8 protein-coding genes and 1 pseudogene (1 of these 9 only partly in view) are annotated in these 12,585 nt (G+C 62.7%); 7 read left to right on the top strand and 2 right to left on the bottom strand.

Annotated features, from left to right (window positions below):
* Positions 1–35 precede the first annotated feature (35 nt).
* The 6 genes and pseudogenes from LZK81_RS19620 to LZK81_RS19595 all read left to right on the top strand — a co-directional run bounded on the left by LZK81_RS19620 (position 36) and on the right by LZK81_RS19595 (position 7,943).
* On the top strand, positions 36–827 hold the full coding sequence (locus LZK81_RS19620) for an SH3 domain-containing protein (protein ID WP_046626842.1): 792 nt from the start codon (positions 36–38) through the stop codon (positions 825–827).
* Between the two features lie 236 nt (positions 828–1,063).
* Positions 1,064–2,338 (top strand): aspartate kinase, encoded by a 1,275-nt coding sequence (locus LZK81_RS19615; RefSeq protein ID WP_046605362.1) that lies wholly within the window; start codon positions 1,064–1,066, stop codon positions 2,336–2,338.
* Between the two features lie 80 nt (positions 2,339–2,418).
* Positions 2,419–4,686: a phosphoenolpyruvate--protein phosphotransferase gene (gene ptsP / locus LZK81_RS19610; RefSeq protein ID WP_046605363.1), complete on the top strand. Its 2,268-nt coding sequence runs from the start codon at positions 2,419–2,421 to the stop codon at positions 4,684–4,686.
* 142 nt (positions 4,687–4,828) lie between these two features.
* The gene (gene prfA / locus LZK81_RS19605) at positions 4,829–5,911 is read left to right on the top strand and encodes a peptide chain release factor 1 (protein WP_233954353.1); all 1,083 of its coding nucleotides are present in this window, start codon (positions 4,829–4,831) and stop codon (positions 5,909–5,911) included.
* Complete coding sequence (prmC, locus tag LZK81_RS19600) at positions 5,908–6,771, top strand: peptide chain release factor N(5)-glutamine methyltransferase (RefSeq protein WP_233954352.1); 864 nt, start codon at positions 5,908–5,910, stop codon at positions 6,769–6,771. The genes prfA and prmC overlap by 4 nt, the downstream gene beginning before the upstream one ends.
* Positions 6,772–7,072: 301 nt before the next feature.
* A pseudogene (locus tag LZK81_RS19595) lies at positions 7,073–7,943 on the top strand (DUF4167 domain-containing protein).
* A gap of 82 nt (positions 7,944–8,025) precedes the next feature.
* On the opposite strand, the gene LZK81_RS19590 reads toward LZK81_RS19595, so the two are convergent.
* On the bottom strand, positions 8,026–9,102 hold the full coding sequence (locus LZK81_RS19590; RefSeq protein ID WP_233954351.1) for a 3-deoxy-7-phosphoheptulonate synthase: 1,077 nt from the start codon (positions 9,100–9,102) through the stop codon (positions 8,026–8,028).
* A 384-nt stretch (positions 9,103–9,486) separates the two neighbouring features.
* Between LZK81_RS19590 and clpB the strand changes: the two genes are divergently transcribed.
* Entirely contained in the window at positions 9,487–12,087 is a 2,601-nt protein-coding gene (gene clpB / locus LZK81_RS19585) for an ATP-dependent chaperone ClpB (RefSeq protein ID WP_233954350.1), read from the top strand.
* 78 nt (positions 12,088–12,165) lie between these two features.
* Here the strand turns inward: clpB and LZK81_RS19580 are convergent, their stop codons facing one another.
* Positions 12,166–12,585, bottom strand: partial view of a M23 family metallopeptidase gene (locus tag LZK81_RS19580; protein ID WP_233954349.1) — the final stretch only. Its footprint extends 1,521 nt past the window's final position; the window shows 420 of its 1,941 coding nt (coding positions 1,522–1,941); its start codon lies beyond the right edge, outside the window; it ends in the stop codon at positions 12,166–12,168.

The following is a 12,585-nucleotide window of genomic DNA, read 5'->3' as shown; positions in this document are numbered from 1 at the left end:
GTTCGCGCGTTATTCGGTTTCTCAGGAGGAAGCCCGTGAAGAAAATTCTGATGTCCGTTGCGGCACTTTGCGCCCTGTTTGTGGCGCCGTCGATTGCGGATGCGGCTGTGCGCGGCGTTGCCACGGCCAATGTCAACATGCGGTCCGGGCCGAGCACTGGCTATCCGGCCGTCGACGTCATACCGGTCGGTGCGGCGGTAACGATCTACGGCTGCATGAGCAGCGTCAACTGGTGCGACGTCGCCTTCGTCGGCGGACGCGGCTGGGTATCGGGCAATTACGTGCAGGCGAGCTATCGTTCCAACCGCGTCTATGTCGCTCCCGACTATTACGAGGGCCTCGGCATTCCGATGGTCACGTTCGACGTCGGCAACTATTGGGGCCGCTACTATCGCAACCGCGACTTCTACCGCGATCGCGATCGCTGGGACCGCTACGACTGGAGACGGGAATCGCGTCTTCCGCCGCCTCCGCCCCCGCCGCCGCGCTGGGATCGTGACGGAGCCCCACGGTGGGACCGGGATCGCAGCTGGAGCCCGGGCGACCGGCAGCCGCCGCGTCCGCCAGTCTGGCAGGGAGATCGCGACCGTTTCGACCTTTACCGTGACCGGGTTGATCGCAGCCCGCCGCCGCCGCGTTTCGACCGTCGCGATGAGAACCAGCAAGCCCGGCCGCAGCGTGTCGAGCGCAGAGACGATCGCCGTGGGCCGCTGCGCCCTGACCCCCGGGAGGAGCAGCAGGCTCAACAGCCCGATGCCAATCCCGCGGTGCAGCCCGATGCTCCCAGGCGGCCATGCCTCGGTGCGGGCTGCAACCCGAACCGCTAACCCATCGATGATCTCGAAAGGCCACCACCGGGTGGCCTTTTTACGTCCGGCATTGCGACACCTTTATACGGAGCGTACCGTTCGCCTATGTTCTGACCATTGCGCCTTTTCAGCCTTTTCGATAAGAGACCCCGCAACTTGATGATCCTGTCATAAACGATGGGATTTCGAGGCGGTTTGAAAGCAGACGCCCAAGGCTCCCCAAGCCTTGAGGCGAAACAGTGGTTTTGGTCGGTATGGCTCGCATCGTCATGAAGTTCGGCGGCACTTCGGTCGCCAATCTCGAACGCATTCACAATGTCGCGCGCCATGTGAAACGGGAGGTCGAAGCCGGACACGAGGTCGCGGTGGTCGTCTCGGCGATGTCGGGCAAGACCAACGAGCTTGTCGGCTGGGTTCAGGACATGCCGAAGGTCTCCGGCGCCAATTCGCCTTTCTACGATGCGCGCGAATATGATGCGGTCGTGGCATCCGGCGAACAGGTGACGTCCGGCATCCTCGCCATCGCGCTGCAGTCGATGGGCATCAACGCCCGGTCCTGGCAGGGCTGGCAGATCCCGATCCGCACCGACAGTGCCCATGGCGCGGCGCGGATCATGGAGATCGACGGTTCCGAGATCGTCAAGCGGATGGGCGAGGGCCAGGTGGCCGTCGTCGCCGGATTCCAGGGGCTCGGCCCCGACAACCGGATCGCCACGCTCGGCCGCGGCGGTTCCGATACGTCGGCGGTGGCGATCGCGGCCGCGGTCAAGGCCGACCGCTGCGACATCTATACGGATGTCGACGGCGTCTATACGACCGACCCGCGCATCGTGCCCCAGGCGCGCCGCATGAAGAAGGTCTCCTTCGAGGAAATGCTCGAAATGGCCTCGCTCGGCTCGAAGGTTCTGCAGGTGCGCTCGGTCGAGCTCGCCATGGTCCACAAGGTCCGCACTTTCGTGCGTTCCAGTTTCGAGGATCCCGATGCGCCGGGCATGGGTGACCTTTTGAACCCGCCCGGTACTTTGATTTGCGACGAGGAAGAAATCGTGGAACAGGAAGTCGTCACCGGCATCGCCTATGCCAAGGATGAAGCGCAGATTTCGCTCCGGCGTCTTGCCGACCGGCCGGGCGTGTCGGCTGCGATTTTCGGCCCGCTCGCCGAAGCGCATATCAATGTCGACATGATCGTGCAGAACACGTCGGAAGACGGCTCGCGCACCGACATGACCTTCACCGTACCTTCGGGTGACGTGCAGAAGGCCATGAAGGTGCTCGACGACAACAAGGAAAAAATCGGCTTCGACGTTGTCCAGACCGAATCAGGTTTGGCGAAAGTCTCGGTCATCGGCATCGGCATGCGCAGCCATGCGGGCGTTGCCGCGCATGCTTTCAAGGCACTTGCCGAAAAATCCATCAACATCAAGGCGATCACCACCTCGGAAATCAAGATTTCGATCCTGATCGATGGTGCTTATTCCGAACTCGCTGTTCGGACTTTGCATTCCGCGTACGGTCTCGATAAGAGTTGAGAACGAACCGTTTGGACGCGCTGGCCGTTGGGCGCGCGGTCTTTCGGTTGGGGTGACCTCGTTTCGGGAGAGCATAGGCGATGAGAGACCTGTCGGCAGGTCCGCGCGTTCTGTTGAAGCGGCTACGCGAGTTGATGGCGGAGCCGCTCGAGCCACAGGAGCGCCTTGACCGGATCGTCCGCCAGATCGCCAGCAACATGGTGGCCGAGGTCTGCTCGGTCTATGTGCTCCGCTCCGACGGCGTTCTCGAACTCTACGCCACCGAAGGCCTCAACAAGGAAGCCGTCCACACTTCGCAGCTGAAGATGGGCCAGGGCCTCGTCGGCACGATCGCCGCCTCCGCGCAGCCACTCAACCTTTCCGATGCTCAGGCGCATCCGGCCTTCCGGTATCTCCCCGAAACCGGCGAAGAGATCTACCATTCCTTCCTCGGCGTGCCGATTCTCCGGGCCGGCCGCACGCTTGGCGTTCTCGTCGTCCAGAACAAGGCGAGCCGCAACTATCGCGAGGACGAGGTCGAGGCGCTCGAAACCACCGCGATGGTGATCGCCGAGATGATCGCCACCGGCGAGCTCAAGAAGATCACCCGGCCGGGCCTCGAACTGGACCTCACGCGGGCCATCACCATCGATGCCGACGCCTATAACGAAGGCATCGGCCTTGGTCATGTGGTGCTGCACGAGCCGCGCATCGTCGTCACCAATCTCCTCAACGAAGATGCAGAGAAGGAAGTGACCCGGCTGGCGGAATCGCTCGGGTCCTTGCGCATCTCCATCGACGACATGCTGTCGCGCCGCGAAGTATCCCAGGAAGGCGAGCATCGCGAGGTGCTTGAAACCTATCGGATGTTCGCTCACGACCAGGGCTGGGTCCGCCGCATGGAAGAGGCGATCCACAACGGCCTGACGGCGGAAGCCGCGGTCGAGAAGGTCCAGAGCGATACCAAGGCGCGGATGATGCGCCTGACCGATCCCTATCTGCGCGAGCGGATGCATGATTTCGACGACCTGGCCAATCGGCTTCTGCGCCAGCTGACGGGGTTTTCCGGCCGCGCCTTCGACGAAGGTTTCCCGACGGACGCCATCATTCTCGCCCGTGCCATGGGGGCCGCCGAACTGCTCGACTATCCCCGCGCCAGCCTGCGCGGCCTCGTGCTGGAAGACGGAGCGGTGACCAGCCATGTGGTGATCGTCGCACGCGCCATGGGCATTCCGGTCGTCGGCCAGGCGGCAGGTGTCGTGGCGCTCGCCGAAAACGGCGATCCGATCATCATCGACGGCGACGACGGCCAGATCCACCTGCGGCCGGTTCTCGACCTGCAGAAGGCCTACGAGGAAAAGGTACGCCTGCGGGCCCGTCGGCAGGAGCAGTTCAAGGCGCTCAGAGACGTCGAGCCGGTTACCAAGGACGGCAAGCGCATCAGCCTGCAGATGAATGCCGGCCTGCTGGTGGATCTGCCGCAGCTCGCCGAGTCCGGCGCCGACGGCATCGGCCTGTTCCGCACCGAACTGCAGTTCATGATCGCCTCGACAATGCCGAAGCTCGAGGAGCAGGAGAGTTTCTACCGCAACGTCATCAAGCAGGCGGCCGGGCGGCCGGTGACGTTCCGGACCCTCGATATCGGCGGCGACAAGGTCGTCTCCTATTTCCGTGCCCAGGAAGAAGAAAACCCGGCGCTCGGCTGGCGGGCGATCCGCCTGTCGCTGGACCGGCCCGGACTTCTGCGCACCCAACTTCGGGCGCTGCTCAGGGCCTCCGCCGGCGCCGAGCTCAAGATGATGCTGCCGATGGTGACCGAGGTTTCGGAAATCCACGCGGTGCGAGAACTGATGCAGAAGGAAGTGCAGCATCTTTCGAAATTCGGCCACAGCCTGCCGCGCAAGCTGCAGTTCGGGGCAATGCTCGAAGTGCCGGCGCTGATGTGGCAGCTCGACGAACTGATGGCGGAAGTGGATTTCGTCTCGGTCGGCTCCAACGACCTGTTCCAGTTCACCATGGCGGCCGATCGCGGCAATGCCCGGGTTTCCGATCGCTTCGACAATCTCGGCAAGCCGTTCCTGCGCATTCTGCGCGACATCGCGCGGGCCGGCGAACGGAACAAGACGGTGGTGACGCTGTGCGGTGAGATGGCGGGCAAGCCGCTGTCGGCCATGGCTCTGCTGGGGGTCGGTTTCCGCTCGGTTTCCATGTCCCCGACCTCGATCGGGCCGGTCAAGGCGATGCTGCTCGGGCTTGACATCGACAAGCTGTCCGCCGAATTGAACGCGGCGCTCGACGATATAAGGTCGCCGGAGCCGATCCGCGGGCTGCTTCTGCGGTTCGCCGAGGCCAATAATATTCCGGTTTGATGATTGAATGACGGCCACTGGTCGAGCTATGTGCTCTCACCGTCATCCTCGGGCTTGTCCCGAGGATCTGCTAACCCGTAGGCGTGGATAGATCCTCGGGACAAGCCCGAGGATGACGAATGGCATAGTTGGAGTTTTATAGTTGGCGAAGCTTCCTGTCGAAAAGATGCGCGAGCTGGAACGCCGGTTCGGCGAGATCGAGGCGCGCATGTCGGAAGGTCCGGCGGCCGACGTCTACGTCAAGCTGGCGTCCGAATATTCCGAACTGCAGCCGGTGGTGCGCAAGATCCGCGAATACGAAAAATCGATCGCCGAAGTGGCCGATCTCAGGGCGATGCTGACCGACAAGGGCACCGACCGCGAGATGCACGAGCTTGCCGAAATGGAGCTGCCGGACGCCGAGGAACGGCTCGAGACGCTGGAAAAGGACATGCAGGTCCTGCTTCTGCCGAAGGACGCGGCCGACGAGAGGAGCGCGATCCTCGAAATCCGCGCCGGCACCGGCGGCAACGAGGCAGCACTTTTCGCCGGCGATCTGTTCCGCATGTACGAGCGTTATGCCGCCACCAAGGGCTGGAAGGTCGAGGTCCTGTCGGCGAGCGAAGGCGAGGCCGGCGGCTACAAGGAAATCATCGCGACCGTGACCGGCCGCGGGGTGTTCTCGAAGCTGAAGTTCGAGTCCGGCGTGCACCGGGTGCAGCGCGTGCCCGACACGGAAGCGAGCGGCCGCATCCACACCTCGGCTGCCACCGTGGCGGTGATGCCGGAAGCCGAAGAGATCGATATCGAAATCCGGCCGGAAGACATCCGCATCGATACGATGCGTTCGTCGGGCGCTGGCGGCCAGCACGTCAACACCACGGACTCCGCGGTGCGCATCACCCACATGCCGAGCGGCATCGTGGTGACCAGTTCGGAAAAATCGCAACACCAGAACCGCGCCAAGGCGATGCAGGTGCTGCGCACCCGCCTCTACGACATGGAGCGCCAGAAGGCGGACAGCGAACGTTCCGCCGACCGCAAGAGCCAGGTCGGTTCGGGCGACCGCTCCGAGCGCATTCGTACCTACAATTTCCCCCAGGGGCGGGTGACCGATCATCGTATCAACCTGACCCTCTACAAGCTCGACCGGATGATGGAAGGCGATATCGACGAAGTGGTCGATGCGCTGATTGCCGACTACCAGGCTGGCCAACTTGCGCAGCTCGGCGAGCAACACGGATGACGACGCTTGGCGCAGCCGTCGCGGATGCCAGATCGCGGTTTTCGGCGGCGGGCCTGCCGGATGCGGCGATCGAAGCGCGGCTGCTGATCGGCGGCCTGCTCGGCCTTTCCTCGACGGACGTTTTTACCGGCGGCGACCGTGTCCTGACGGACCAGGAACTGTCCCTCGTCGAGAAAGCGGTCGCGCGGCGCTTGAAACGGGAGCCGGTGCACCGCATATTAGGGTCACGTGAATTCCACGGCATGGAGCTCCTGATTTCCAAGGAAACGCTGGAGCCGCGCCCGGACACGGAAATCCTGGTGGATTCGATGCTTGCCCATGTGAGGCAGATTGTCGCAGTCAAGGGTTCGGCACGTATCCTCGATCTTGGTACCGGGACCGGCGCGATCGTTCTGGCGCTCCTGAAGGAAAGCCCGAGGGCTCAAGGGATCGGCAGCGATATTTCGGAGGATGCTCTCCAGACAGCGACGCGGAATGCGGCGCGGTTGGGAATGTCGGAAAGATTTCAAGCGATCCGCAGCGATTGGTTCGACGCAATTTCCGGCCGGTTCGACATAATCGTGTCAAATCCGCCCTATATACGTAGCGATGTTATCCCCGCATTGGACCCGGAAGTCCGGGATTTCGATCCGCTGACAGCGCTAGATGGAGGTCCGGATGGGCTCGAAGCATATCGCGCGATTGCAGCGGGTGCAGGAGATTTCCTCGAAAAGGACGGCGTTATCGGCGTCGAGATCGGGTTCGATCAAAAGGAAACCGTGACCGCGATTTTCCGCGTCGCCGGCTTTACGCTGGCGGAGGCGGTGCGCGACTACGGCGACAATGATCGGGTTCTCGTATTTACCGTGAATCATCCTTGATTTTGCAGGCAAAAGAAAAGGCTTGGATTTCCGGAGGAAGCGGGATAGCTTGCAATTACGCACTGGGACGGCTGGGAATGAACAGCGATTCGTTCGGGTTACAGGGCAACCCTTTGATCCTTCTCTTTTCGAAGAGTTGCGAAGGTTGAACAATTCCCGGTGCGTGAATCAGTTAATTTGACTTTCACAAGCGGCAGGACGCTTTGATCGGCCTGTGCGCGGCATGCGAAGTCTTGTTCGGCTCTGTCCGACAGACCGCGTGGCCCCTTATCAGCGAAGACAGAGAATTGGTGAACGATAGATGAGGCCAGGACAGCAGAACAAACGCGGTCGAGGTCGCGGCAGTAACAACAATAACAATAGTGGCGGCGGCGGCGGTGGTGGAAATAACAACTTCAACCGCAAGGGCGGCAATCCTCTTAGCCGCACCTACGACAGCTCCGGCCCGGATGTGAAGATCCGCGGGACCGCCCAGCATATCGCCGAAAAATATAGCCAACTCGGCCGCGACGCCCAGAGCTCTGGCGACCGCGTGATGGCGGAGAACTATCTCCAGCACGCCGAACACTATAACCGCATCATTGCCGCCGCACAGGCGCAGATGCAGGACAGGTTCCAGCACGACAACCGTGGCGACTATCAGGATCGGGACGGCAACGTCCAGGATCAGGACGACATGGACAATGGCGATGGCGAGGACAATGGTTACTCGCAGCAGCCGTCCATGGACGAGGCTCCCCCAGCCGCAGGTCCAGCAACAGCAGCCCCGCCGGGAACAGCCCCGGGAGCAACGCGAGCCTCGCGAGCAGCGGGAACCCCGTGAACAACGCGAGCCCCGCGAACAACGTGACCAGCAGCGTGAACGCCCCCGCCGGGAAAATCGTCCGGAACAGCCGGCCGTTGCAGCGGTTCCGGCCCAGGTCGCAGCACCTCAGCCAGTCGCTCCGGTCGTCGATGGTTCCGGTCCGCAGCCGGTGATCGAAGGCACGCCTGCCGAAGTGGCGGTCGAGGAAGAGGCACAGGCAGAAGCCGCTCCGCGCCGCCGCCGCGCTGCCGGCAGCCGCCCGCGTCGTCCGCGTCGTGGCGAAGGCGCCGGTGAAGAGGGTGGTTCCGAAGGCGAAGCCTCGGGCGACGGCTCGCAGCCGGCCCTGGCTGATGCCGCTTCCGAATAAGCCCCACGGGCTGGTATAACGAGATCAAGAAGGCCGCTCGGGAAACCGGGCGGCCTTTTTCCGTGAGCAAAGCCCTTCTGCTTCAGGCCCGAGTTTGGCGCCGATCGCGGACGGAGCGGGCAAGCTCTTCGAGCGTCAGGACCGATGTCTCCCAATCTATGCAGCCGTCGGTGATGCTCTGGCCGTAGACGAGAGGTCTGCCGGGCACCAGATCCTGGCGGCCGCCGACGATATTGCTCTCGATCATCATGCCCTTGATGGCCATGTTGCCGGCCGCAATCTGCGTCGCGACGTTTTTGACGACCAGCGGCTGGTTCATCGGATCCTTGCCGCTGTTGGCATGGCTGGCATCGATGAGGATGCGCGGCTCCAAACCGCGTTTTGCGGCATCCCTGGAAACGGCCTCGACATCGGCCGCCTCGTAGTTCGGCTGTCTTCCGCCGCGAAGGATGACGTGACAATCCTCGTTGCCGGTCGTCGTGGCGATCGCGGCCCGGCCGTCCTTGGTCACCGCCGGAAAATGGTGCGTCTGCGAGGCGGCCAGTATGGCGTCGAGCGCAACCGCGACGCCGCCATCGGTGCCGTTCTTGAAGCCGATCGGGCAGGAGAGGCCGGATGCCAGCTGGCGATGTACCTGGCTTTCGGTCGTCCGCGCGCCGATCGCGCCCCAGCTGACGAGGTCGGCAATGTATTGCGGGGTGATCGTATCGAGGAATTCGCAGCCGGCCGGAAGGCCCGTCGCATTGATATCCAGAAGAAGCTGCCGGGCGATCCTCAAACCCTCTTCGATCCGGTAGCTGCCGTCGAGATGCGGGTCGTTCATCAGGCCCTTCCAGCCGACGGTGGTGCGCGGCTTTTCGAAATAGACGCGCATGATGATTTCGAGATCGCCACCGAAACGTCGTCGCTGCTCTTCCAGCCGGGCCGCATAGTCCCGCGCGGCAATCGGGTCATGGATGGAGCAGGGGCCGATGACGACGATCAGCCGGTCGTCCTCGCCATGCAGGATGCGGTGGACCGTGTCGCGCGTCCGGGTCACGGTCTCGGTGACCGCCTCGTTGCGCGGAATTTCGGCGATGATGTCGGCGGGGATAGTCAGCGGCGTGATCTCGACGATGCGGCGATCGTCGACAGTATTGGCGGGAGTGGCATTCAGCACGGGTATGGCTCCTGTTTGATCCTACCGTGCGGAATTGAAAAAGCCGCCAGGTAGACTAGCGGCTTGAGGGAATGTCGTTGCGTCGAAATCAGCTACGCACGGACCCGCATCCGCTGGGAAAAGCGGTAGCTATAAAATCGCGAGGCGTAGGCGGACGTGAAAGACATGGGGTTTCTGTATTCGCTCGATTGTGGATTGTCACGCGGAAAATTTGTGAGGTTTCCGCTCGCAGATTTTGACCGTCTGAACACTTTAAACACGAGAATCCGCTTACCATATCTCCAGCAACGCCGAGGCTTCGGCAGGGCTCGCCTTTGAGGGAGCTCAATCTCAATCATCGGTCCGTGCCTTATAAAGGGCGGGTCGATCACTGGAGGTACCATAATGAACATCGAAAAATACTCCGAGCGCGTCCGCGGTTTCCTGCAGTCGGCTCAGACGCAGGCCTTGGCCTTGGGTCACCAGCAGTTCACGCCCGAACATGTGCTGAAGGTTCTGCTCGACGACGACCAGGGCATGGCGTCCTCGCTCATCGACCGCGCCGGCGGCAGTGCCAAGGAAGCGCGCATCGCCAATGACGCCGCACTCGCCAAACTTCCCAAGGTTTCCGGCGGCAATGGCGAGATCTATCTCTCCCAGCCGCTCGCCAAGGTTTTTTCGACCGCGGAAGAGGCAGCCAAGAAGGCCGGCGACAGTTTCGTCACCGTCGAACGCCTGCTTCTGGCGCTTGTCATCGAGACCTCGGCCTCGACGTCCGCGACATTGAAAAAGGCCGGCCTGACGGCGCAGGGCCTCAACCAGGTCATCAATGACATCCGCAAGGGTCGCACGGCCGATGGCGCCAATGCCGAAGCCGGCTTCGAGGCCCTGAAGAAATATGCCCGGGACCTGACGGCGGAAGCCCGCGACGGCAGGCTCGATCCGGTGATCGGCCGCGATGATGAAATCCGCCGCACGATCCAGGTTCTCTCCCGCCGCACCAAGAACAACCCGGTACTGATCGGCGAGCCCGGCGTCGGCAAGACGGCGATCGCCGAAGGCCTGGCCCTTCGCATCATCAATGGCGACGTGCCGGAAAGCCTCAAGGAGAAGAAGCTGATGGCGCTCGACATGGGTGCCCTGATCGCCGGCGCGAAATATCGCGGCGAGTTCGAGGAGCGCCTGAAGAGTGTGCTCAACGAGGTGCAGTCGGAAAACGGCCAGATCATCCTGTTCATCGACGAAATGCACACGCTGGTCGGTGCCGGTAAATCCGACGGCGCCATGGATGCATCGAACCTGTTGAAGCCGGCACTTGCCCGCGGCGAACTTCACTGCGTCGGCGCGACCACGCTCGACGAATACCGCAAGCATGTGGAAAAAGACCCGGCGCTTGCCCGCCGTTTCCAGCCGGTTGTGGTCGACGAGCCGACGGTCGAGGACACGATCTCGATCCTGCGCGGCCTCAAGGAAAAATACGAGCAGCACCACAAGGTCCGCATCTCGGATTCGGCCCTGGTGGCGGCGGCGACGCTTTCCAACCGCTACATCACCGACCGGTTCCTGCCCGACAAGGCGATCGACCTAATGGACGAAGCCGCAGCGCGGTTGCGCATGCAGGTGGATTCCAAGCCCGAGGAACTCGACGAACTCGACCGCCGCATCATGCAGCTGAAGATCGAGCGCGAAGCACTGAAGCGGGAAACCGACAGTGCCTCGGTCGACCGGCTGGCGAGGCTCGAGGGCGAAGTCACTTCGTTGGAAGAGCAGGCGGATGCACTGACGGCCCGCTGGCAGGCGGAAAAGCAGAAGCTCGGACTTGCCGCCGACCTCAAGAAGCAGCTCGACGAGGCGCGCAACGAACTGGCGACTGCCCAGCGCAAGGGCGAATTCCAGCGTGCCGGCGAGCTTACCTATGGCGTGATCCCCGAACTGGAAAAGCGCCTGGTGGAGGCCGAAGCCCAGGACAGCTCGACCAATGCCATGGTCCAGGAAGTCGTGAACCCGGACGCGATCGCCCATGTGGTGTCGCGCTGGACCGGCATTCCGGTCGACAAGATGCTGGAAGGCGAGCGCGACAAGCTGCTGCGGATGGAAGACGAGCTGGCAAAGTCCGTCGTCGGCCAGGGCGATGCGGTCCAGGCTGTCTCGCGTGCGGTTCGCCGTTCGCGCGCCGGGCTGCAGGATCCGAACCGGCCGATCGGCTCGTTCATCTTCCTCGGTCCGACCGGCGTCGGTAAGACGGAGCTGACCAAGTCGCTGGCCCGCTTCCTGTTCGACGACGAGAGTGCGATGGTTCGCCTCGACATGTCCGAATACATGGAGAAGCATTCTGTCGCGCGGCTGATCGGTGCACCTCCGGGTTACGTCGGTTACGAGGAAGGCGGGGCGCTGACCGAGGCGGTGCGGCGCAAGCCCTACCAGATCGTGCTGTTCGACGAGATCGAGAAGGCGCATCCTGATGTGTTCAACGTTCTTCTGCAGGTGCTCGACGACGGGCGCCTGACGGACGGGCAGGGCCGCACGGTCGACTTCAAGAACACGATGATCATCATGACCTCCAATCTCGGGGCGGAATACCTGACCGCCCTTCGCGAGGGCGAGGATTCCGAAAGCGTGCGCGAGCAGGTGATGGACGTCGTGAAGGCCTCGTTCCGGCCTGAATTTCTGAACCGCGTCGACGAGATCATCCTGTTCCATCGCCTGAAGCGCAACGAGATGGGGGCGATCGTCGATATCCAGATGAAGCGGCTGCTGTCGCTGCTGGCGGAGCGCAAGATCAGCATCGATCTCGGTCCAGACGCCCGCGAATGGCTGGCCGACAAGGGTTACGATCCGGTCTATGGCGCGCGTCCGCTGAAGCGGGTGATCCAGAAGTTCATGCAGGATCCGCTCGCCGAGCAGATCCTCGGCGGCCAGATCCCGGATGGATCGGCCGTTGCGGTGAGTGCCGGTTCCGACCGGCTGCTCTTCCGCGTCAAACGGGCAGTGAGCGAGGCTGCGTAAGCCGAGCTGAACGTTAAAAAGCAGAATGGCGGCTTCGGCCGCCATTTTTGCTCGTTCCCAACTGGTCCGGGAAAGGCCTCAGCGGCTGGCGACCTCGTCGGCGGACTGGGTGTTGAGGATCGTATCGATCCGCTTGCGTTCCTCTTCGAAACGGGCGAGCGCCTTGCCGGTCAGCGAATTGCCACCCGGCAGGCGGATCTTCATCGCATCGACCTTGGTGCCGTTGACGATCAGCTCGTAATGAAGGTGGGCGCCGGTCGATTGGCCGGTGGAGCCGACGTAACCGATCACTTGGCCCTGGGTCACCTTGGCACCTTCGCGAACACCTGGCGCGATGGCGCTCTGGTGATTGTAGGAGGAGACGTAGCCGTTGGCGTGACGGATGAGCGTCTGGTTGCCATAGCCGCCTGAATCCCAGCCGGCCTTTTCGACGACGCCGTTGCCCGTGGCGATGATAGGCGTGCCGCGCGGGGCGGCCCAGTCGGTGCCGGTATGCAT

This window comes from Neorhizobium galegae, from assembly GCF_021391675.1.
Taxonomy (GTDB): Bacteria; Pseudomonadota; Alphaproteobacteria; order Rhizobiales; family Rhizobiaceae; genus Neorhizobium; species Neorhizobium galegae_B.
Note: the sequence above shows the minus strand (reverse complement) of the source record. Positions and strands in the feature narration are given on the sequence as shown.